At 45.3% G+C, this 20581-nt stretch carries 22 protein-coding genes and 1 pseudogene; 12 read left to right on the top strand and 11 right to left on the bottom strand.

Features of this window, described 5'->3' with window-relative positions; genetic code table 11:
• The first annotated feature begins 789 nt into the window (after nucleotides 1–789).
• Complete coding sequence (locus NG792_RS14005; RefSeq protein ID WP_261235784.1) at nucleotides 790–1977, top strand: DUF58 domain-containing protein; 1188 nt, start codon at nucleotides 790–792, stop codon at nucleotides 1975–1977.
• 26 nt (nucleotides 1978–2003) lie between these two features.
• On the opposite strand, the gene NG792_RS14000 is transcribed toward NG792_RS14005, so the two are convergent.
• The 6 genes from NG792_RS14000 to NG792_RS13975 form a co-directional block, all read right to left on the bottom strand.
• Nucleotides 2004–2864 (bottom strand): 3'(2'),5'-bisphosphate nucleotidase CysQ family protein, encoded by an 861-nt coding sequence (locus NG792_RS14000; RefSeq protein WP_261235783.1) that lies wholly within the window; start codon nucleotides 2862–2864, stop codon nucleotides 2004–2006.
• 234 nt (nucleotides 2865–3098) lie between these two features.
• Entirely contained in the window at nucleotides 3099–3263 is a 165-nt protein-coding gene (locus tag NG792_RS13995; protein WP_261199401.1) for a hypothetical protein, read from the bottom strand.
• A gap of 42 nt (nucleotides 3264–3305) precedes the next feature.
• Complete coding sequence (locus tag NG792_RS13990) at nucleotides 3306–4085, bottom strand: hypothetical protein (RefSeq protein WP_261235782.1); 780 nt, start codon at nucleotides 4083–4085, stop codon at nucleotides 3306–3308.
• Between the two features lie 101 nt (nucleotides 4086–4186).
• A complete protein-coding gene (locus tag NG792_RS13985) occupies nucleotides 4187–4537 on the bottom strand; it encodes a DUF1257 domain-containing protein (RefSeq protein ID WP_015149336.1) in 351 nt (116 codons plus the stop codon).
• A gap of 136 nt (nucleotides 4538–4673) precedes the next feature.
• Nucleotides 4674–6182: a stress-responsive protein Ycf46 gene (ycf46, locus tag NG792_RS13980; RefSeq protein ID WP_261199399.1), complete on the bottom strand. Its 1509-nt coding sequence runs from the start codon at nucleotides 6180–6182 to the stop codon at nucleotides 4674–4676.
• A gap of 106 nt (nucleotides 6183–6288) precedes the next feature.
• The gene (locus tag NG792_RS13975; protein WP_261199398.1) at nucleotides 6289–6639 is read right to left on the bottom strand and encodes a slr0373 family blue light stress response protein; all 351 of its coding nucleotides are present in this window, start codon (nucleotides 6637–6639) and stop codon (nucleotides 6289–6291) included.
• A gap of 739 nt (nucleotides 6640–7378) precedes the next feature.
• Between NG792_RS13975 and NG792_RS13970 the strand changes: the two genes are divergently transcribed.
• The 6 genes from NG792_RS13970 to NG792_RS13945 all read left to right on the top strand — a co-directional run bounded on the left by NG792_RS13970 (nucleotide 7379) and on the right by NG792_RS13945 (nucleotide 13940).
• The gene (locus NG792_RS13970) at nucleotides 7379–9190 is read left to right on the top strand and encodes a hypothetical protein (protein ID WP_261235781.1); all 1812 of its coding nucleotides are present in this window, start codon (nucleotides 7379–7381) and stop codon (nucleotides 9188–9190) included.
• Nucleotides 9175–10158, top strand: coding sequence for an AAA family ATPase (locus NG792_RS13965; RefSeq protein ID WP_261235780.1), 984 nt, complete (start codon nucleotides 9175–9177; stop codon nucleotides 10156–10158). The genes NG792_RS13970 and NG792_RS13965 overlap by 16 nt, the downstream gene beginning before the upstream one ends.
• Nucleotides 10148–11368, top strand: a complete 1221-nt coding sequence (locus tag NG792_RS13960) for a CoxE (RefSeq protein WP_261199395.1) — start codon at nucleotides 10148–10150, stop codon at nucleotides 11366–11368. Before NG792_RS13965 ends, NG792_RS13960 begins: the two co-directional genes overlap by 11 nt.
• Nucleotides 11369–11449: 81 nt before the next feature.
• Entirely contained in the window at nucleotides 11450–11704 is a 255-nt protein-coding gene (locus NG792_RS13955; RefSeq protein WP_261199432.1) for a nucleotidyltransferase family protein, read from the top strand.
• Between the two features lie 58 nt (nucleotides 11705–11762).
• Nucleotides 11763–12050: a HepT-like ribonuclease domain-containing protein gene (locus tag NG792_RS13950; RefSeq protein ID WP_261199394.1), complete on the top strand. Its 288-nt coding sequence runs from the start codon at nucleotides 11763–11765 to the stop codon at nucleotides 12048–12050.
• A gap of 27 nt (nucleotides 12051–12077) precedes the next feature.
• Nucleotides 12078–13940, top strand: coding sequence for a HEAT repeat domain-containing protein (locus NG792_RS13945; RefSeq protein WP_261199393.1), 1863 nt, complete (start codon nucleotides 12078–12080; stop codon nucleotides 13938–13940).
• Between the two features lie 95 nt (nucleotides 13941–14035).
• Here NG792_RS13945 and NG792_RS13940 read toward each other — a convergent pair whose 3' ends face one another.
• The gene (locus tag NG792_RS13940; RefSeq protein ID WP_261199392.1) at nucleotides 14036–14824 is read right to left on the bottom strand and encodes a DUF4058 family protein; all 789 of its coding nucleotides are present in this window, start codon (nucleotides 14822–14824) and stop codon (nucleotides 14036–14038) included.
• Nucleotides 14825–14975: 151 nt separating this feature from the next.
• Nucleotides 14976–16802 (bottom strand): threonine--tRNA ligase, encoded by a 1827-nt coding sequence (thrS, locus tag NG792_RS13935; RefSeq protein WP_261235779.1) that lies wholly within the window; start codon nucleotides 16800–16802, stop codon nucleotides 14976–14978.
• A gap of 296 nt (nucleotides 16803–17098) precedes the next feature.
• Between thrS and NG792_RS13930 the strand changes: the two genes are divergently transcribed.
• The 5 genes and pseudogenes from NG792_RS13930 to NG792_RS13915 all read left to right on the top strand — a co-directional run bounded on the left by NG792_RS13930 (nucleotide 17099) and on the right by NG792_RS13915 (nucleotide 18815).
• Nucleotides 17099–17416, top strand: coding sequence for a DUF2605 domain-containing protein (locus NG792_RS13930; protein ID WP_261199390.1), 318 nt, complete (start codon nucleotides 17099–17101; stop codon nucleotides 17414–17416).
• Between the two features lie 158 nt (nucleotides 17417–17574).
• Nucleotides 17575–17895: a DUF2973 domain-containing protein gene (locus NG792_RS13925; protein ID WP_261199389.1), complete on the top strand. Its 321-nt coding sequence runs from the start codon at nucleotides 17575–17577 to the stop codon at nucleotides 17893–17895.
• A 231-nt stretch (nucleotides 17896–18126) separates the two neighbouring features.
• The gene (locus NG792_RS13920) at nucleotides 18127–18447 is read left to right on the top strand and encodes a hypothetical protein (protein WP_261235778.1); all 321 of its coding nucleotides are present in this window, start codon (nucleotides 18127–18129) and stop codon (nucleotides 18445–18447) included.
• Nucleotides 18444–18497 (top strand): annotated as a pseudogene (locus NG792_RS28960) (hypothetical protein); the annotation flags it as partial. The gene NG792_RS13920 and the pseudogene NG792_RS28960, both read left to right, overlap by 4 nt.
• An 18-nt stretch (nucleotides 18498–18515) precedes the next feature.
• Nucleotides 18516–18815 (top strand): hypothetical protein, encoded by a 300-nt coding sequence (locus NG792_RS13915; protein ID WP_317619512.1) that lies wholly within the window; start codon nucleotides 18516–18518, stop codon nucleotides 18813–18815.
• A 57-nt stretch (nucleotides 18816–18872) separates the two neighbouring features.
• On the opposite strand, the gene NG792_RS13910 is transcribed toward NG792_RS13915, so the two are convergent.
• The 3 genes from NG792_RS13910 to NG792_RS13900 form a co-directional block, all read right to left on the bottom strand.
• On the bottom strand, nucleotides 18873–19523 hold the full coding sequence (locus tag NG792_RS13910; protein ID WP_261235777.1) for a Uma2 family endonuclease: 651 nt from the start codon (nucleotides 19521–19523) through the stop codon (nucleotides 18873–18875).
• Nucleotides 19524–19569: 46 nt separating this feature from the next.
• Nucleotides 19570–20010, bottom strand: a complete 441-nt coding sequence (locus NG792_RS13905; protein ID WP_261235776.1) for an NUDIX hydrolase — start codon at nucleotides 20008–20010, stop codon at nucleotides 19570–19572.
• Nucleotides 20011–20073: 63 nt separating this feature from the next.
• Nucleotides 20074–20526 carry a DUF3531 family protein gene (locus NG792_RS13900; RefSeq protein ID WP_261235775.1) on the bottom strand — a complete coding sequence of 151 codons (453 nt, stop codon included), beginning with the start codon at nucleotides 20524–20526 and terminating at the stop codon, nucleotides 20074–20076.
• Nucleotides 20527–20581 lie beyond the last annotated feature (55 nt).

Raw genomic sequence — 20581 nt, 5'->3', positions numbered from 1 at the left:
ATATACTGACAAAGACTTTTAAGTAAGTCTTGACCCGCTCAAAGCGGGACTGTTGGATCCCGGCCTGGAGTGCGATCGCGATTCCTCTGGCCTAATAAATTAAGCCGGTATCCCTAGGTCAGACTCAGGCAGGTTTTTACCCCCTGAGGACCCGAGGCGTGCCTCGGATTGCCTCCCTGAGTCGTTAGACTCACTCGTGCCGCTATGTTCATTGTACTGCCGTGGCGAACGAAAGCTATCAAGTCATGAAATCTGCCTAGGGTCATAACTGGGGAACGCTACATCGACCAGATGTCAGGACTGCAAGGGTCCAGGTTAAGTTTTGTACCATCGGCCCTAGTATCCGGACAAATACGGATAAAAGTGGCGATCGCCCTTCCCCGGGATAAAATATTGATACCCCTTTTCAGACAGGGGTTTTTTTGGGATGTTTTACAATAAATGTCCGGAAGAGTCTCTCCCGGTTCTGAAAAATTTAAGGATTGACATCCGTGCAATCACTGAGGTAAGATAGAACTCGAAAGCGAAAACGACATCCCCAAGGCAGTCGCTGCTACCAGAATTAGAAGTTCCAAGGGAATCAGAACCCCAGCGCCTCAATGGGGGAACTCCCTGGAATCATTCACCGTGTTCATTGTTCACCCTCGGTCTGGGTTAGAGATACTCTAGCCCAGTTTTTCTTTATTTGGAAATTATCCCGGAAGCCTCAAGGGCAGTAGCGATCGCCTAAAATTCCGATTACCATAGAAAAATCAAACCCCCACGAGTGGAAGGGCTAAGGGATCGATTATGACGGCAGCAGAACCCATTGCAACTCGCTCCAAAAAAACGCGAATTACCCATCGCATCGCCAACTGGCTGGAAACTCACTGGGTAAACCCGGCCTATGCCGGTTGGTTACTCTTAACCCTTGCTATATTTTTCTTTGCCGCTGCAACGAATACGATGGCAGGATGGCTCTATGTCATCAGTGGTGTGAGTTTTGCTTTGTTGGGAACTGCCGCAGTGTTGCCGGTGCGATCGCTCCAGGATTTACAAGTTGATCGGGCCCGGATTGAACCCGTCAGCGCGGGGGAAGACCTCACCCTCGACCTGGCGATCGCCAATCAGACGGCAAAGCCAAAAACCTTGGTGCAAGTGGAGGATATGATTCCTTTCGTGTTGGGAAAACCTGTTGAATATGCGATCGAAGAAATCCCCCCTCATGGCATTCATCATTGGGTGTACTACTACCCCACCCAACGACGGGGTATTTATCGCTGGCATGAGGTCCAGTTAAGATCCGCCACTCCCCTGGGGTTATTTTGGTGTAGGCGATCGCGCCAAGTCCCGGCTACCGCATGGGTCTATCCCCAAGTTTTACCCCTGACTCGCTGTCCTCTGGTCGATCGCATGGGTCAAGAAGATAGCCTTTTAGTTCATAGCGATCGGCGTGCGGAAATGGCCACCGAAGGCATTACCCGCACTGTGCGACCCTACCGATATGGCGACCCCACTCGCTTAATCCATTGGCGCAGCAGCGCGCGCTTCGGAGAACTGCGGGTCCGGGAATTAGAAGTTTCCACCGGGGGACAAGAAGTAATTATTGCTCTCGATAGTGGCAGTTCTTGGAATTTAGAAGATTTTGAAGCAGCGGTAATCGCAGCAGCTTCTTTATACTGCTATGCCGAACGCTGTCAACTCAATGTCCGACTCTGGACTGCCGGAACAGGGTTGGTGCATGGCAATAACCGAGTTTTAGAAGCCTTAGCCGCTACTCAAGCTGGAGAAGAAGATGCAACGGTGGGAGAACCTCCGTTTTTACCCTTGATTTGGCTGACCCAAAATAGCGGCAGTCTGAATCATTTACCCCGAGGCAGTCGCTGGGTCTTCTGGCCCTCGGAGGGTCAAAAAGCCCCCGGGAATCAAGATTTTCTGGGTCTGGAAATTCAAGCAGATAAACCGTTACAGCTTCAGTTGCAGTCATCGGAAGGATGACGGCGCCACCTTCATCGGGCAATCGTTTATGGGGTTTGAGTGGCTAATACGGCTGCGCAAATGGGCGATCGCAAGGCTTCTACATAACTCGGCCACCCAATTAAAATCGGTTGTTTATGAATCAAGGTATCCGAGGAAAGTGCGGAGGGTTCAAAACTTAGGGGTTTTCCCTCTAAATCACAACAGACTAACCCTGCTGCTTTGGCGAGGGCCACGGGACCGGCTGTATCCCACAGTTTGACTCGGCCATTCAGATAGAGATAGAGTCCGGCTCGTCCATAAATGACTTCCATCACTTTCAGACCAAAACTGCCGAGGGAAGAATAACAGACGCCTGGGACTAATTGGGCGATCGCTTCCCCGAAATTTCGTTGGTCCCGATCGCCCAGCATAATCGGACAAGAGGCGGAGTTCGGTGGCGGTGGTTCCACGGGGGATAAGGGTTCCACGGCTGAACCCCCGACGGATTGAAACAGTCCCCAGTCTGTCCCGCCATAATACATCTGCTGTAAAGCGGGGGCGTATATCCAACCGGCGATCGGTTGAAAATTTGAGAGTAAGCCAATCATCACGGAGTAATGGGGCTTCCCTTGAATAAATCCTTCGGTGCCATCAAGGGGGTCAATGCACCAGAGTTGTTCGCGATCGCCATTAAATGCCAGTCGCGATCGCTCGTTTTCCTCCGTAATAATTCCATCTTGGGGAAATAACTCAGAAAATCCGGCGGTTAACAGGCGATCGAGTTCCCGATCTATGCTGGTGACATAATCTTCTGGCCCTTTTTCCGATACCGAGTAGGGTTGTTTCGCCAAGTCTTCAGCCCGGGTCCCGCATTGGTAGATTAAGTCTCGGATTTTTCGCTCTAGCTCAACGGAGAAAGTTTGCATATAAACAGTATCAATAGGATTTGACTCTGGCTTATTCTAACCCCCGGACTGATTTCTGAATATTGTTGGAATTAATCACACCCTTGTGTTTTCGAGGGGTGATTCCCAGGGGTCCTAAATGAGTCGAGGGCCAATCGGGATGGATTGAGGCGATCGGCTTTAGATGGAGTGGTTTCGCTGGTCGAACACCGGGTCTAGCAACTGTGCCCAGTCAACTTTTCCCTCAACAGCGAACTAGGAATAAAATTTTTTTAAGTGTGCTTTAGCCTCTGGTTGTTTTCCTGGCAAGGCTAGAATGCTGGCGATGCTGTAGGGGACCTCAATATCCTCCGGCTGACGGGAAATTCTCTCCTGATACTCTTCTAACTGTTGTTGACGTTTTTGATTTCCCCTCACCATGAGACCGAAGAGTTCTCCAGGTTAAGGAACCAAAGATCTCGGCTAGGTTGTTTCTGTTGGTTCTATCCCCAAAAAGCTGTGAATTTCTTGAGTGGTCCGGAGTTTTTCCTCATATCCGGAACTTTTATAGGGCGTTACAGCAAAGGTTTCTCCAGAGGTAAGCATCACTTTGATAACATACGTTTGGCGACCAATACGGCGACTAATACTCGGTTCCACATAACTCCGGGCAATATTCCGCAGGGGATGTTCAATCCGTTTGGTCCCCAAAATTCCTCGCCAAGTAAGAATAAATTGATTGGAGGGTTTATCCAATTTGAGGATAATGATTTGGCCGAAGCAGGCAATGGTTAACAGACCTGTGCCACATACCAAGAGAAAGGGTGTAATCATCAACCCCAACATATTTCGAGAGATCGCCAACTTGGACTGGGTTGAATCTTGCACAAATTGGTTGATGAGATCGGCTTGTTTCTGATGAGCGGGGCGATCGGAACTCAAAAAATCATGAAGGGGAATGAGTTTTCCTGGGAGCAGGAGAACGACTTTGTAAGCGGTATTCGGGTTCCTACTGTTATGCAAGACAACCTCAGCCCCTTGTAAGTCTTTTAGAGGAAAGGTTTGGCGGTAGGTTTGCCAGAAACTGGACTGGCTGATTTCACAGTGACCAGAATCTGGGAGGCGATCGCAGATCACACGGTATCTCCCTATCTGTTGACTCTGACGCACCCCGATACTCATGATTATCCCCCCAATCATCCAAATCAACAAGGGGAGGATTTTTAGTTTTAACTGAGTTGAGGTTCGTTGTATAATTTGCATCTACACTCCCCCGATATTCCTGACCGCAATTCTATCTCAACAGAAAAAACGGGCTAACCTATGGTAGGTTAACCCGTAATTCAAGGGAACGCGCTCTATGTTTACTGAACAACGAGCTTAACGTTAGCGTTTTGCAGACCGGGACGGCGAACTTCATTGAGAGTCTTATTAACCGCGTACTTCTGGTTAATGGCGTTGATCAGTTCGGTCTGGTTGTGCTTCTTAGCAACACCCCACAGGTCAGCGATCAAGTCGTAGGTGCCGTCGCTGTTGCGAGACCAGCCCAGATCATATTCGCCTTCGAGCACTGCAACCAAGTCGGAACGAACACGCTGGCCATTGTAACCACGAACGTCCGCATCGGATTTAACGCTGATGCCTAAGTCGCGCAGAGAAGTCTTGAGGATTTCGGCATCGGTGATTTTTGTACGGAGAGTGCTAAAGTGAGACATTGGATTTCCTCCAGTAAGATAGTTAAAGAAACGACAACATTTGGGTTTGAAGGGAACCGCGATCGCGGTTTTCGGACACTGCTAACCCGATATATGTGGGTTAGCCTTTGCTCCTGGAAACTCCAGGAGAAAGCCTTTAGAACTCCATGCGCTGGTATTCAGCGACGGAAGAAGCAGCTGGTCTAGCTCGCTGTCTGGCCCAATCTCTCAGGGCCGTGACCTGTTCGGTCATCGTCTTCGACAGCGGTAGCGTAGACTTAATCGAAGCGATGATGTCTAGCTGCGTAAATTCTCTGTCTTGAGCAAACGCCTCGTACATGGCTGCAATCACAGCTTGTTCGATTTCTGCCCCGGAAAATCCATCCGAGACTTTCGCCAATTGCTCGATATCGAAGCGATCGATCTCTCGACGCCGTTTGCTCAAGTGAATCTTAAAAATATCTTGCCGTTCTTCGTTGTTGGGAAGGTCAACGAAGAAGATTTCGTCAAATCGTCCCTTTCTGAGGAACTCTCCAGGTAGGCGTTCTACACGGTTGGCTGTCGCCATCACGAACACGGGGGAGGTTTTTTCTTGCATCCAGGTTAGGAAGGAACCAAAGATGCGACTGGATGTGCCTCCGTCTGAGTCCGATGACCCACCGCTTCCACCAAATGCTTTATCTAATTCATCGATAAATAGTAGCACTGGGGAAATGGATTCGGCTGTTTTCAAGGCGTTGCGAAGGTTGGCTTCCGATCGCCCCACCATTGAACCGTCATACACACGACCCATGTCCAATCGGAGTAAGGGTAAACCCCATAGGCGGGCGGTTGTTTTGGCAATCATTGACTTGCCGCAACCGGGAACCCCGAGAATTAACATTCCTTTGGGTTGAGGTAAACCATATTCTCGTGCCCTTTCCGTAAAGGCATTGGACCGTTGTCTGAGCCAGCGTTTCAGTTCTTCCAGACCGCCGACGGAATCTAGGGTTTCGTCCTCTTCTATATAATCGAGAATCCCATTACGTCGAATGAGTTGTTTTTTCTCGGATAGGACGATATCCACTTCAGCTTCTGTCAGTTTTCCGCTGGTGACTTGGGCTTTACGATAGACTTTTTCGGCTTCATCTCGCGTCAGACCTAGGGCGGCTTTTAATAGTTTTTCCCGCGTTTCGGTCGTGATTTTGCGAGTCCGGCTTGTCTCTAGTTGCTGGGATAGCACCTGATTGAGTTCTGCCAAATCCGGCAGAGCAAAGTCAATGACAACGACTTCTTTCTCAAGCTCGATGGGAACTTGCTGGAGCGGTGACATTAGGATGATGGCTTTTTGCGTGCCTTTAAAGCTGGCGATCGCATCTCTCAACCACCGGGTGGTCGCTGGAGAATCGATAAACGGATGCAAATCTTTGAAGATAAACAAACCAGGCTCGCGCTGCCGTACCACCCACTCAATGGCCGCTTCGGGCGACACAGTGTTGTGTTGGGTAACGTTGCGGGGTTGACCATACTCCACGATCCCGTGCGTCACAGTCCAGATAAAGACTTTACGCTGGGGCTTGATCTGAGCAATCGTTGCGATCGCTTGCTCGGCCCGTTCTTCCTCGGAGGTCACGAGGTAGATTAAAGGATATTGAGCTTGGACTAAAATATTGAGCTCTTCTTTCATGACCATCGACCTTCTACAAACGGTGCCAACAATATTGCTAGATCTTTATTGCCCCTGGGTTTAGATGCGGAGCACTAAATTTACTTCCCGATGGAAGTTCTTGGGTTTAGCAGGGAACTAATTGTTCCTCACCTTGTTGATCGGTGTTCGCGGTGACCGCTGGCACTTTCTCAACCGTCAACCCTTCGTCAGCCAATACGCTCGGCTGGTTTTTGAGGGATACCATTTCTCCATCGCGCATCACGATTGAGCTGGTGCAGTCGGGACAGTTATAGACCCTATGGGTGCGCCCGTGGAATGACTCTAGTTCGTCTACCACGCCGGGGTGAGTCAGGTAAAAATCTATGGCTCGTTCGGCAATGGTTGACATTGGCTCGGAGTCTACTGCGGCTCTAATTTTGAGCTTTCGATGCAGTTCTGGTGGCAGATACAATGTAACCTTTTGCTTATCTTGCATAGGACGCTGAATTGATTTACCCGGGTATGTGAACCATGTTAGCGATTCCTTTTCAGACTGTCAAGATGTTAAACCGCTTTAACGGCACTATTGTAATATTTCGTTACAATTGACCTTGAAAATCCAGCCTCCTTGAGGGCCATCTTTACCCCATTTTACACTATTAGTAGAGATGAGATGCGGGACTAATACTAGATGTGGTGTCAACACGCTTGATGCGGGTGAATGCGGTTATGGGAGGCGATCGGGCTTCAAAGTCGGGCTTAAGAGGCTCCAATTCCCCTAATAGAGGATCCATTATCTCTGTAGGGGCGATTCGCGAATCGCCTGTAAGTAGGGGCCGGTCTATAAAAATCCCGCAGGCTAAAGCCTGGGGCTATACGGACGAAGCCTGCCTACGCAGGCTGAAGAGTTAAGTCTTTGACAACCGGATGAGACTCCAACCCGTCAAATAGAGGATCCATTATCTCTGTAGGGGCGATTCGCGAATCGCCAGTCCATATTTACAGGCGATTCGCGAATCGCCTCTACATTTATAGATGCGTAAGTCCCAACAACAAGGGATCCATATTTTCCTACAGGCTCCCTTGGACAGAAACCAAGAGTCCTATATATATGGAGGTAAATCTTTGAGTGGGTAGGCTAAACTTGCGAGATGAACAAGAAACTGGGAGGGTTTGCTCAATTCCGGATAGGTGGATCCGTCTCCCCTGCGGTCTGGCAAGACTAATGGAAGGGAATGTTAGCGGAAATGGCGATCGCCTCTTTGGCTATAATAGGGGGGCTTCCTAGTCAATTGCTTATGACCATTGGGCGATCGCTTCGTCGAATAGCGATTTTTGGGACAATTTGTGTTGGGGCTTCCATCTTACCGGAGTTGACCCTCCCGGTCGCTTTTTTATCCACAGACAAAGGTCAAGAGTTCTTGACAAAAGTGGCCGAAATGATTAGCGGTGTGACGATGGGAAATACCGCCAATGCTATTGATAATTTTCCTACAGGTCGTGCTGATTATGTTCGGTTAGAGAATGAGGATTTAATTCGAGTGTCCGGGAAGGCGATCGCGCAAATTATTTTCCTCGCTTCCCAGAATAGAAAATATGATAGATCCACTCGCAACCATCTCAAAAACATAGCCGCAAAAGCCACAGAAAACTGGGTAATATTGGCGCGTTCGGAATTTTTTCAGTCTACCTATCACGAGTTAACCGAGAGAGAAATCCCCTTGATTATTACCCCCTCAGAAGCCAGATTGACCCAATCTGAAATTTTGACATTTGAAGAGTGGCGCACTATTTTTTTAAAATTAGATTTAATGACCGTAGACCCAGGCAAAGGGGTAGAATTGGCGACTCATGTACGCCAAGATGTTTCGGAATTACTCCAAAAAGAATTTCCGAGAGTCTTGCGAGAAGCATTAAAGCAGGACTTTAAGGAAGACGGTAAAGCCTTTGCGGGGTTAATGATTCAACTGATAACTGGAATTAGGCAACAATTGGGTCAACAAGGTATAGTCACCCTAAATTTATTAGAAAAATTAAGTTATTTAGAACAGCAGCTAACCGGGACAGAACAACAGATAGAGAGACTATTTATAGCTATTTCCACCCAAATGCAGACGGGGTTTGATGAACTTTGCCTTCAGTTCGGGATAGTTGAAAAAAGTATTAACCGAAATTTACAGCAACTGCAATATGTTCTCATCAACAAGCTTGATGAACAATCTCATAAACTTGATTTTATTCTGGATTTAATTCAGCCTAGACCTTGTGAAAATATTGAAAATAAGTTGTTAAACGCATTGCTGCATTTAAATTATGATAAACAGGTAAATTTGTTTAAAGAATTTGTAGAAAATCATCAAATAGGCGCTTGTTTAATTCATGGTCCTTTGGAGAGTGGACCTCGTTGGTTGCTCAATCGGCTCATTCGCAATGTCCCCAATGGCAATACCTCAAACTTTGTGAAAAAAATCAAGTTTTCTCGCCGAACTCAGAATAGCTCTTTAGAGAGTATTTTTCAAGAGATTAGTCGCAAAGTAGAAATCAATAAAACCAGCTCCCTGACAGCAATTCACAAAAAGATTTGTGAGCTTTGGCAATCTCAAACAGTAATTTTAATTTTAGAAAATACTCATGAGGTAGAAGAATCTTATCTGGAGACATTTTTGCAAGAGTTTTGGCAACCTCTAGCTGATTTAGCCAGCCAAATGGGAACGGCGGATGAAAATCATAGTTTACTTTTATTTTTACTTGATGAAGACGGATTTACAAATGATTGGCAAATTCCTTATACTCAAGACCCAACCTCAGAGTTAATCCCCCAAACTCTGATTAAATTTATGGAAATACAGCCAATCAAACGCCGACAATTATCAACGTGGCTAGAATTATATCTTTGTGCTGATAATCTTTTACAATACACAGATAGTTTAGTGGATGAGGTTCTGCGAGACAATGAAAAGGGAACTCATCAATATATCTTGGAAAAAATCTGCTGTCTCTGTCAAATTACATGGGAGGACTGTGAGTCCAAATGGCTGAAATATTAAAACCAACGACCGACAACTTACACTATACCGGAAAACTTAACCCGCCTGATGACTATCGGGATAAGAATGGACAGCGAATTTATCCCTATTTACCCAGTGATGAACTTATCGAAGCGGTTAATTTAGCCATTACGTTACAGCGTCCTTTGCTACTGCAAGGGGAACCCGGTTGTGGTAAAACTAAACTCGCTCAAGCAGTCGCCTATGAATTGGGAATACCCTATATCTGCTGGACGATTAAGTCCACCAGTCGCGCCCAAGATGGACTTTATACCTATAATAATTTAGCCAGACTGCGGGACTCTCAATTACTAGCTTTTCGTCAAAACAGCGATCCAGAAGAAATTAATCGAATTAATGACCCTAAATCTTATCGAGAATGGGGGCAGCTTGGACAGGCTTTTATTAATGATAAACGTACGGTTTTATTGATTGATGAAATTGATAAAGCGGATATTGATTTTCCCAATGATTTATTATTAGAGTTGGATGAAAAACGCTTTAACATTCCTGAAACTAAGGAGGAAGTGGTTGCTAAACATCCTCCGATTATTTTCATTACCAGTAATCAAGAACGAGATTTACCTGATGCTTTTCTGCGGCGCTGTTTATTTCATTATATTCCGTTTCCGGACAAACACCAGTTAATTAAGATTATTATCGCTCGCTTTTTTGGGGGTTCACCGGATAGAGCAACCATTCCCCAACCCGAAAATTATCAGGTGATTCAAGAAGTGGTGGCGAAGTTCTGGGAGTTGCGGGAATTTTTACGGGAGGAAAAACGGCAAACTGGTAAAAATATCAGTACCAGTGAGTTAATTGATTGGTTTGATGTCCTGCGCCGTAATCCTGATGATCAAGTCCTGAAACAGCTACAGGGTCAACTTCCCTATTTAGGTGTTTTACTCAAAAATTGGGATGACCACCGGCGTTATTTAACCAAGTTTAAATCTTATCATGAAGATTAATGATTTACCCCTGCAAGAGTTATTTGATAATCTGCGTCAAGCGGGATTGGTGTTGGGGATTGAGGAATATGAACTGCTGTTAGAAGCGTTAATGAAAGGGTTTGGAATTGCTGATGAAGCGGCGTTAAAAAGGCTCTGCAAAACTTTGTGGGTGAAGTCGGTTTCCGAAGAAAAAATTTTTGATGATTTTTTTAAAAAGGTCATCTCTAAACCCATTGAAACCTCATTGGTAACATTAGAGAAGCCTGTCAGGACACAACCCGCGATTCCAACAACCCAGCCACAGGTCAAATTGACCCCACGCCAGTCTCTACTGAGGTCATGGTTAAACAAGTTCAAAAAATTTATCCCCAAACTGCCTGATAAACCTTTAAAACCTCAACCCTTAGCAGAGGAACAGCAAACGATTCCCGAAACTCCAGAACAAACCCCGATTCCACCCTCTTATCAAGTTGATAAATTAGAATCTGCTGAACCAGAACTTTCACCAGAGGTGGCTTTAGATATGGATGATGTAGTCGAGTTAGCCAAAACTAAAACCCGTGACAAGTTTTTGTTATATTCGGACTATTTACCATTAACGAAAAGAGAGATGAAACAAACTTGGCGTTATTTACGCCGTCCCATCCGTGAGGGTCCATTAGTTGAATTAGATGTGACAGCAACCATAGAAAATATTATTCAAAATGGGTTTTTCTTAAATCCGGTGTTGGTGCCACAACGGCTGAACCGAGTTGAGTTAGTTTTGCTGTTGGATGTTGATGGTTCAATGGTGGCTTTTCATTCTTTAGGGGATAGAATTAAAGAAACTGCCATCCGGGGGGGACGGTTAGGCGCATCGCGGGTTTATTATTTCCATAACTGTCCAGTGGATTATGTTTATGGGAGTGCGGGATATTCTCAAGTGGTGAGGGTGGAGGAGATGTTAAGCGGGTTATCTCCTAATCGCGCCTGTCTGCTGATTTTTAGCGATGCTGGAGCGGCAAGGGGGGGATATAGTGAAGATAGGTTAGAATTGACTCACCGATTTTTACAGCAGTGTCAACAACGGTTACGCTATCTGGTTTGGGTGAATCCTGTACCGAGGGAACGGTGGGAAATGACGACGGCTGGGGAAATTGCAAAGTTTATCCCGATGTTTGAATGCGATCGCCTGGGGTTACAAAATGCCGTTAAGGTATTACGGGGTAATTTAGTGAATCATTCGTAACCTCAGAGCAGTTTTTAATCGAATTGTTAAGGGTATGACTGTATGAATATGAAAGAAGAATTACAACAAAGACGAGATTAAATTTTAGCCATTGCACAACAGCATGGCGCGTTTAATGTGCGGATATTTGGTTCCGTAGCGAGGGGAGAAGAACGGGAGGATAGTGATATTGATTTTTTGATTGATTATGATTTAGCTAAAATCTCCTCCTGGTTTCCCGTTGGACTGATTCAAGATTTAGAACAACTCTTAAATCGAAAAGTTGATGTGGTAACGGCTAAATCATTACATTATTTTATTCGTGATAAAGTTATAGCAGAGGCCATTGAATTATGATTGAATTATGAAGGAGTATCGGCTTTATTTGATTCACATCTGAGATTGTTTAACGCGAGTGAAAGATTATACCAGTACAGGGAAAGATAGTTTTTATGAACAAATGTTAATTCAAGATGCAGTCCTGAGAAATCTTGAGGTGATGTGTGAATCCATTAAAAAATTACCCGATGAATGGAAAGCATCAGAACATAATATTCCTTGGCATAAAATTGTTGGATTTAGGAATAAATTAGCTCATCAATATTTAAATGTTGATTTAGATGTTGTCTGGGATATTGTTGAAAACTATTTACCAGAATTAGAAATATCCATTGAAAAAATAGCCAAGAGATTTTTGGGATAACAAAATTATTAACATTGACTGCATATCATGAAACTGGAAGCCGCTCAACGTCGGATTAATGCTTTTAAGAAAAGGTTTGGGGAGCCTCACCTTTATTTGGCTTATCATGCGGCTTTACCTTTGGCCCTAACTCCCGATTTACTTTATCGGATTTGGGCCAATTTTCGGCGGGATATTCAGGATGAATTTATTGATATTCCTTGGATTGCGGTTTCGGATTTAATTCTATCCAGTTTGTGTGATGAGGTGGGGCATGAATTGTATGAAATGGAGGCCACAGTCCGCCAAGAATTGTTAGCTCAGTTCAAAGCTCATCCTCGATTTACAGCACAACGCCTCAAGGAAGTGGCGAGTTTTTTATTAGAGTATGTGCAGCGAGATTTAGACAGTCAAAATACTTATGACAGGGAGTTTGCACAGTCCCAAAGTTGGGCGGCTTGGGCTTATCAAGACCCAGAAAAATCGGTAGAGTTATTGGCAGGGGCTTTCCAGCGGGCCTATCAAGAAAACCCTAGGGATTTAATGCGGCTTTCTACCCTAACGGAAATGATTCATCAACCGATTGAAGAGTTTGACCGCCTGCGAATTTTTGCCCGTGCAATGGGTCATTATTGGCGGAAGAAGTTTGAGGAAGCGAAGGCAGAAATTGCACGGTTACCAACTGAGGGTGGGGTTGTTTCTTTGGGTTGTAATATTGTGATTCCCATTCCCGGCGAGTTGTTACCTGTTATCAAGACTGTGCAGGATGAAGAAACTCAGAAGCAAATCGCTGAGTTAGTTCAAGTTATTCAAACCACTGAAAAGGAATATATTCGTAGACAAGCGGCTGAGAGTTTACAGAAAATTGACCCAGGCAATCCTCAAATCATTGCTGGCTTGGTTACGGTTATTCAAGGGACTGAGGATAAATTTCTCATTCATCAAGCAATTGATAGTTTACGGAAAATTGGACAAAGAAATCCTCAAGCTATTGCTGGCTTGGTTAAATTGATTCAAAATACTCAGAATGAACGTACCCGTTTGCAGGCCGCAGAGAGTTTAGAGAAAATTGACCCCGGAAATTCTCAAGCTCTGGGTGGATTAGTTAACGTGATTCAAAATACTCAAGATGAAAATACCCGGTTGCAAGGGATTCTCAGTTTAGCGAAAATTGACCCGGGAAATCCTCAAGTTATTGCTGGCTTGGTTCAGGTTATTCAAAATACTCAGGATGAAAATACCCGGTGGCAAGGGATTCTCAGTTTAGCGAAAATTGACCCAAGAAATCCTCAAGTTATTGCTGCGTTAGTTCAAGTTACTCACAATACTCAAGATGAAAATACCCGTTGGCAGGCGGCGGATATTTTAGAGAAAAGCGACCCCGGAAATACTCAAGCTATTGCGGCGTTGATTCAAGTCATTCAAAATACTCACTATGAATATACCCGTAGATTGTCGGTTGAGAGGTTAGGGGAAATCGAACAAGGAAATCCTCAAGCTATTGCTGGGTTAGTTCAAGTTATTGAAAATACTCAAGATGAAGATACCCGGTTGCTGGCGGCTTACAGTTTAGAGAAAATCGAACAAGGAAATCCTCAAGCTATTGCTGGGGTGATTCAAGTTATTGAAAATACTCAGGATGAATATACCCGTAGGTTGGCGATTAAAAGTTTAGGAGAAATCGGGCAAGGAAATCGTGAAGCTATTGCTCTGTTGATTCAAGTGATTCAAAATACTCAGCATCCATATACCCGAATGCAGGCGGCTGAGAGTTTATGGAAAATTGCCCCCGGAAATCTTCAAGCCATTGCGGGGTTAGTTCAAGTAATTGAAAATACTCAGTCTGAAAATACCCGGATGCAGGCGGCTGAGATTTTAAGAAAAATTGACCCTGAAAATCCTAATCTGTGAATCAATTTGCTGTGATTCTTATTACTACCCAGAAACGCCGCTACTGTTTCCCCCCTGTGCAATCGCCCCGGGGGTCCACTCGATCCAATTTTGATTTATTCCCGTATTCCTTGTTCCCTTAACTGTGCATCCACCCAAGCAGCTTCAGATTCAGCTAAAGCGGGGATGGGTTCAGTCTGATAATCAATCACGAAATCATAGCCTGCCCGGTCATAAAGATGATTTAATAACTGGTTTAAATCAATGAGCGGTTCCGTATCCCCCGAACGTAGCGGGAGGGGAAAGGTGGGAATTGTCTCTGGTAAATTAAACAGATATAAATCCGCATAAGGACGCCGATCGCCTCGACTGACCAGAATCCGATAGTGCGCCTCCACGTCGTTACCTAAAACCGGCATCGGTTCCCCACCCCGCAACAGGTCAATTTCCACCAAATGAGTCCGACTGGCTAAAATGCGGCTGCGCTTTTCTTCATACATCTCCCGCCCTTTTCCCTGGCGTTTATTTGCTGGAGAAAGCACCTCGATCGCCGTTACCACTTCCCCCGTTGCCATCTCCCGAACTTCTAAATATGCCTCCCGAAATTCCATCATCATCGGCACTTCCACCGGCAGAGGTTTTTGAGTCGGAGGCGCTGCTACTGCTACATTAGAATCTTGCTGTGGTGCAATGGGGCGACGCTGCACCACGACATCAGGAATTCCCACCAATAAACTATCATTTGCAGCACTTTCATACACCCGTTTTTCGATAGCAACTCGATATTTGGGTCGCAACTGAGGGACTAATAAATCTGCGATTTCTATCATTAAACGACTATGAACCTCGGGCCAAAAATTCGGCCCTTCTAAATATGGGTCCATTCCTGGAAATGGAGAAGGCATAATTTAACTCCCTATTTAACCACCTGTTTAAACTTGAATCTAAGGGCTAACGATGTCCATTTTTACTCTGGGTTTGGCTTCAAGTAGTGCGGCAAGTATAGATTTAGGAAAGGCATGATTATCCGCCCTAAATCTATACTAAAAATGAGAACTAGAAATTAGTGCGATCGCGATTAGCAACCTTCATCTTTTCAATCACCTCTGCCACCGCCATTGTTCCCAACTCACCACCGGCGCGGGTGCGAATACTTAACTGATTCGCTTCCACTTCCTTAGCCCCCACCACAGCCATCACCGGAATCTTTTGCTTTTCCCCATTGCGAATCAGCTTCCCTAAACGCTCTCCGCTGGTATCTGCTTCAGCCCGAATTCCCTGGATTTGCATCTGAGTCGCTACCTCTTTAGCAAAGGGCAAAAATTCATCACTCACTGGCAATAACCGCATCTGAATCGGCGCTAACCAGAAGGGGAAATCCCCGGAATATTCCTCAATTAAAATACCAATGAGCCGTTCCAATGACCCAAAAGGCGCACGGTGAATCATCACCGGACGTTTGCGCGTGCCGTCTTCTCCCACATATTCTAATTGGAAGCGTTCCGGCAAGTTGTAGTCCACCTGGACGGTTCCTAGTTGCCACTCGCGATCGAGCGCATCCCGGAAAATAAAGTCCAGTTTTGGCCCATAAAAGGCCGCTTCTCCTGGCGCTTCAAAGGACTCCATCCCCAGGGTATCAACGGCGCGACGAATGGCATTTTCTGCCTTATTCCAGGCTTCATCAGACCCGATATATTTATCCGATTCTGGGTCACGGAAACTCAACCGGGCTTTAAAGTTTTTCAGTTGCAAACTATTAAAGACCGATAAGATTAAATCCACCACACTCAGGAATTCATCGTCCAGTTGTTCCGGGGTAACAAATAGGTGGGAATCATCTACAGTAAAGCCCCGAACTCGGGTTAATCCCCCCAATTCGCCGGATTGTTCATAGCGGTAAACGGTGCCAAATTCCGCCAGACGCATGGGTAAATCCCGATAGGAACGCAACTCGTTTTTATAAATTTGGATATGGAACGGACAGTTCATGGGTTTGAGTACAAAACCCCGTTCTTCTGCGGCGGATTCTTCATCCTCAGCCATCATCGGGAACATATCTTCTTTATATTGTTGCCAATGACCGGAGGTTTTAAATAGGTCAATTCTGGCAATATGAGGCGTGACAACCCCGAGATATCCGCGTTTGACTTGTTCTTGTTTGAGGAAGTCTTCAAGCACGCTTCGCAGGACGGTGCCTTTGGGGGTCCATAAGGGCAATCCGGGACCTACGGGGTCGGCAAACAAAAATAGTCCCAGTTCTTTGCCGAGTTTGCGGTGATCTCGTTTGAGGGCTTCTTCTTTGCGTCTCTTGTATTCGGTGAGTTGTTCCGGGGTTTCCCAGGCGGTGCCATAGATGCGCTGGAGTTGTTGTTTGTTGGCATCGCCGCGCCAGTAGGCCCCAGCTAAACTTTCGAGTTCGATCGCCTTGGGGTGAAGTTCGTTGGTGTTTTCCACATGGGGACCCGCACACAAATCCCACCACTCTTCCCCGAGGTGATAGATGGTAATCGGTTCTTCTTTAATATCCCCGAGAATTTCTAACTTGTAGGGTTCATTAATGGCTTTGATGCGTCTTTCAGCTTCTTCTCGGGTGACTTCTTCGCGGGTGATGGGTAATTTCCGGTTGATGATTTTGACCATCTCTTTTTTGATGGCTTTGAGGTCCTGTTCGGTGAAGGTGTCAGGATTGTCAAAATCATAATAAAATCCATTGTCAATCCAAGGTCCAATGGTGACTTGGGCCTTGGGGAAAAGCTTCTGGACTGCCATCGCCATCACATGGGAGGTGGTGTGGCGAATCTTTTGGAGTTGCTCAGATTCGCCGGTACGTGGCAAGTAAATTTTTTCGGCGGGTGCTTCGACAGCCGGAGATGAGTTAGCCATTTGCGTTGGATTTTAATCTCGGATTTGTATTACCTTCTGTTCTATTTTAAAGGGTCGGTTCCCCAATCGGAGTGCTTGGATCAAGTTGTTACCACAGGAGGAGCCTGAGATAGAGGGGCGGTTGCGGCGGGGAATTATGCAGATTAGATCAGAAATGTCAAGGGTAAGAAGGGAAATTCAGACCGATCGCCAATTGTTACCAGGCGATCGCTAACCCCTTGTAAACTGTGTCGCATAATGTTAAGTTTTGTAAAATAAGTTAAAATTAGCCTCAGTACCCCGATTATCTAAAAATCATGCTCAATCCGAATCTTCCCGAACCCAACTTACTCAAAACCCTACTAGAACCGTTATTAGAGGATTTTCAATATTGGTTTGCCCGATCGCGCAAGTTATTGGAAAATGAGGAAATCTCCTTTTTGGGGAAAGAGGGCCAAACCGAGTTACTCGCTAGAGTGCAATACGCGCAGCAAGAAGTCACCACGGCTCAAATGCTACTAAGGGCCACGGAGGGTCAGGTAGGCGTAGAAATGGAAGTGCTGATGCCGTGGCACAAATTGCTAACCGAATGCTGGCAAGTGTCGATGCGGTTTCGCATGGAAAATTCCGTCTAGGCTGTCCTAGGTGGAAGTTCCCTCGACTCCCCTTTCAACCCTAAATTAAATCCATAGATCTGCTTTAAGAGTAAAAACTGACTATAAACTTCAGAAACACTCTTTTATAGCCCCCTGAGTTACCCCTTAATAACCTGACTGTGCCGGAGAATATCAGTATGCTGCACTTAGTTTACATTTTTGCCTTCACCATTTTGGCGTTTCTGGCCGTCGGAAACTTGATCCGCAGTTTAGTCATGCTCAGTAGTGAATCCAGAACCTATCCACCAGGACGGTGGAACTCTGGGTCCCCGAATTCCGCAATGGGACGGTATCAACGTCCAGTCCCCCACCCGGAGCTGTTGGATGCGTCAGGAAATGTGGTCAATGAACCGTTGATGGTGATGAAATCCATGACAATGGATGATGCCCGAGAGCGCCTAGATGCTTTATATGATGCCTCACCGGGAGGATCCGGGGAGACTAAGGAAGAAAAATAAATCAGCAATAAGAGATTTTAGAGTTGAAATTTTAGAGGTCTAAACTCTGACTAATCAAATGCAATAGTGCCGGTGAACTCAGGGTGTTGACCGGCTTTTGACATGGGTAAGCAGAAAACCATAGAGGCGATCGCCTTCGGTTTTCTATAGCAATCAAATTGGCACAGGTTGATGCTTGGGGTCGATATCGCTATCATAGAAGTACAACCAAGACCCAGGGGGGAGGATAAAATGACGAGTCAATTAATGGTTGAACCTTCATCCTTGATGTATTCTGGAATCGTACTCAATACCATCCAAGACCTTCATCTGTTTAAATTTACCGATGAGTTGCAAGCGCGTTCTGATGAACTGCTAGAAAAACTCAAGACTGGATTACTCACTTCCGAGGAAGAAGCAGAACTAGCGGGTATATCCGACTTAGCTAGAATCTTTACTTATGCCAATACCCTTCTAGCCGATCGCCAAAAATGGTCTCAGACTCCCTCAGAGAATTCGTCCGAACCCGAGCAAAAGAACTATGTGAATACTGCCATTCCCCAGAATTTATAAGTGCCGATCGCTTCACAATAGAACATTTAATTCCCCAGTCTCTCGGGGGGTCATCAGACCCCTCTAATTTGGCTTTAGCCTGTCGTCGCTGTAATGAGCGCCGCTATAATTTTCTCACAGGAATAGACCCTGACACTCACGAGGAAACGAGCCTGTTTAACCCACGTCAGCAGCAATGGTCTGAACATTTTATTTGGACATCGGACGCAACCCAAATAATAGGCACAACTCCAACAGGTCGAGCAACTTGCGATCGCCTGGATAGGAACGACCAATTTCACCATAATCGTTTTATTCAAAAATCGCGGAGGTTTTGGACGAAACTTGGCTATCATCCTCCCAAAGATGACCCGCGTCAGAAAGGGTAATCCTAAAACCATGCCAGAACTGAATGCTTACGATAGGGTAAGGTTAAGGCAAACACTCTACAATTTTCTCAAAAATTCCCGAACCCAGGCGCGAAATGCTTTCATTGTTTTATTTCTGCCTTCGGTTTTTGCTTGGTTTAAATACTGGGGAATCACCTCAGTTAGGGGAAAATTGCGAAAAATTTGACTGCGATCGCCTTCTTGATAAGTGCCATCTTCTTGCAGTAGACTAATTTTGAGGGTTCCTTTATCAAACTGCCATAATTCCGGTACGCCTAACCCTTGATAAATTGTCGTATGAGTGCACGAGGTGACATCAATTTCTAAGGCTAAATCTGGAGGCGGATCTACCGTTAAATCTAATCGGTCCTTACCCCGCACTGCTGCCTCATGTTTGATATAAAAGCAATTATCTGGTTCAATGCCTTGTGCCATAACTTGATTTTTAAATGTAGTCGAACCCAGAGGACAAAATTCTAGGTCGAGTTCTTCTAGGAGAATTTCTATGAAGTTGCTAATTAAAACTTTCCCTGTTTCCTGTTCGGTTAGGGGTTTCCTAATTTCTAACGTTCCGTTGTCGTAAGCAATTCGCGCTCCTCGATGTTCGCATAAGTCTTCTAAAATGGCTTCAAATTCTTTCCAGTTTACATCGGTGAGTAGAACTCGCTGTCCCGGGGGAAGGTTGATTTTATTGATTTCTAGTAGCATTTTTCAACTCCTACAATAATTTTTTATGGGAATTAAGCCGTTTTATTCACTCTAATTTTGCAATAAAATCTAACAATTTTGTAGGAACCAGGACTAACTCACCAGATATCAATTGGTCTATTTCGACCCAGAGGGCTTTCACTTCCCGTTTTCCTTCAAAAAAGTAGAGAGATTCGAGTTCATAAAATTTGCGATCGCTAAAATCACAACGATAGAGTTGAATGATTTCATGGCCCGGTTTGCCGTTATAAATAAAAATATTTTCTACGCAACCTAGGTAGTGAATATTGGCCAAGTCTGCGTTAACTTCTTCTTGGAATTCCCGTTTTAAAGCCTCCAGACTGGTTTCGCCAAACTCAATACCGCCTCCTAAAGGCCGATAAAATGATTGCTGTTTGACCGAATCATAACCTTCCGACACAAAGAGGCGATTTCTGTCTTTTATGAGTCCTAATGTAATGACGCGAATCTTATTTTTTTTACTCATTTTTTTTAATTAAACCAAATGAATTTTCCCAGTTTAACGAACTGGGAAAATTTTAAAACCAGACTAATTATCCTCAGCAAATCGGGAACGGCTTTCACTATCCGCTACGGGCCAATCGGCATTTTCTCCGCCGAGAATCAGGCGTTCGATGACTACAAATTCTTGACTGAGGCGATCGAGGGCATTAATCAGAACATCAATGGCGATCGCATCACTGGTCCCGAGGTCAAACCAGCAGCGTCCCCAGGTTCCATTATATTCAAAGTCTCCCATATTGTGCATCAGCGCCATCAAACTTTTTTCCGCAGTCACCGAATCATACTGCATATAGCTAATCTCTAATCCGGTGTCCTGAACTTGGAGATTTTCTGCATTAAATCCCCCCAGTTTGCCGAGAAAAAACCAAGAATCGAAGACTTCCTCAACGTACTGTTTTTCGCTCTTGCCTGGACTGGTGCTAAACTCCAACCAGATCCAGACATCAAAGGGGTTAAACTCCCGAAACTCTACTTGCATATTTCTGTGTCTCTACATCAAGGGGAGATTAAAGGTCAAAAAAACCGACGCCTAT

The sequence above is a fragment of the Laspinema olomoucense D3b genome (assembly GCF_025370785.1).
GTDB classification, from domain to species: Bacteria; Cyanobacteriota; Cyanobacteriia; order Cyanobacteriales; family Laspinemataceae; genus Laspinema; species Laspinema olomoucense.
Note: the sequence above shows the minus strand (reverse complement) of the source record. Positions and strands in the feature narration are given on the sequence as shown.

What these genes read in the sequence shown, in the direction of transcription:
- NG792_RS14005 (WP_261235784.1), top strand. Translation starts at nt 790, where the DNA reads ATGACGGCAGCAGAACCCATTGCAACTCGCTCCAAAAAAACGCGAATT.
- NG792_RS14000 (WP_261235783.1), bottom strand. Translation starts at nt 2,864, where the DNA reads ATGCAAACTTTCTCCGTTGAGCTAGAGCGAAAAATCCGAGACTTAATC.
- NG792_RS13995 (WP_261199401.1), bottom strand. Translation starts at nt 3,263, where the DNA reads ATGGTGAGGGGAAATCAAAAACGTCAACAACAGTTAGAAGAGTATCAG.
- NG792_RS13990 (WP_261235782.1), bottom strand. Translation starts at nt 4,085, where the DNA reads ATGCAAATTATACAACGAACCTCAACTCAGTTAAAACTAAAAATCCTC.
- NG792_RS13985 (WP_015149336.1), bottom strand. Translation starts at nt 4,537, where the DNA reads ATGTCTCACTTTAGCACTCTCCGTACAAAAATCACCGATGCCGAAATC.
- ycf46 (WP_261199399.1), bottom strand. Translation starts at nt 6,182, where the DNA reads ATGAAAGAAGAGCTCAATATTTTAGTCCAAGCTCAATATCCTTTAATC.
- NG792_RS13975 (WP_261199398.1), bottom strand. Translation starts at nt 6,639, where the DNA reads ATGCAAGATAAGCAAAAGGTTACATTGTATCTGCCACCAGAACTGCAT.
- NG792_RS13970 (WP_261235781.1), top strand. Translation starts at nt 7,379, where the DNA reads ATGTTAGCGGAAATGGCGATCGCCTCTTTGGCTATAATAGGGGGGCTT.
- NG792_RS13965 (WP_261235780.1), top strand. Translation starts at nt 9,175, where the DNA reads ATGGCTGAAATATTAAAACCAACGACCGACAACTTACACTATACCGGA.
- NG792_RS13960 (WP_261199395.1), top strand. Translation starts at nt 10,148, where the DNA reads ATGAAGATTAATGATTTACCCCTGCAAGAGTTATTTGATAATCTGCGT.
- NG792_RS13945 (WP_261199393.1), top strand. Translation starts at nt 12,078, where the DNA reads ATGAAACTGGAAGCCGCTCAACGTCGGATTAATGCTTTTAAGAAAAGG.
- NG792_RS13940 (WP_261199392.1), bottom strand. Translation starts at nt 14,824, where the DNA reads ATGCCTTCTCCATTTCCAGGAATGGACCCATATTTAGAAGGGCCGAAT.
- thrS (WP_261235779.1), bottom strand. Translation starts at nt 16,802, where the DNA reads ATGGCTAACTCATCTCCGGCTGTCGAAGCACCCGCCGAAAAAATTTAC.
- NG792_RS13930 (WP_261199390.1), top strand. Translation starts at nt 17,099, where the DNA reads ATGCTCAATCCGAATCTTCCCGAACCCAACTTACTCAAAACCCTACTA.
- NG792_RS13925 (WP_261199389.1), top strand. Translation starts at nt 17,575, where the DNA reads ATGCTGCACTTAGTTTACATTTTTGCCTTCACCATTTTGGCGTTTCTG.
- NG792_RS13920 (WP_261235778.1), top strand. Translation starts at nt 18,127, where the DNA reads ATGACGAGTCAATTAATGGTTGAACCTTCATCCTTGATGTATTCTGGA.
- NG792_RS13910 (WP_261235777.1), bottom strand. Translation starts at nt 19,523, where the DNA reads ATGCTACTAGAAATCAATAAAATCAACCTTCCCCCGGGACAGCGAGTT.
- NG792_RS13905 (WP_261235776.1), bottom strand. Translation starts at nt 20,010, where the DNA reads ATGAGTAAAAAAAATAAGATTCGCGTCATTACATTAGGACTCATAAAA.
- NG792_RS13900 (WP_261235775.1), bottom strand. Translation starts at nt 20,526, where the DNA reads ATGCAAGTAGAGTTTCGGGAGTTTAACCCCTTTGATGTCTGGATCTGG.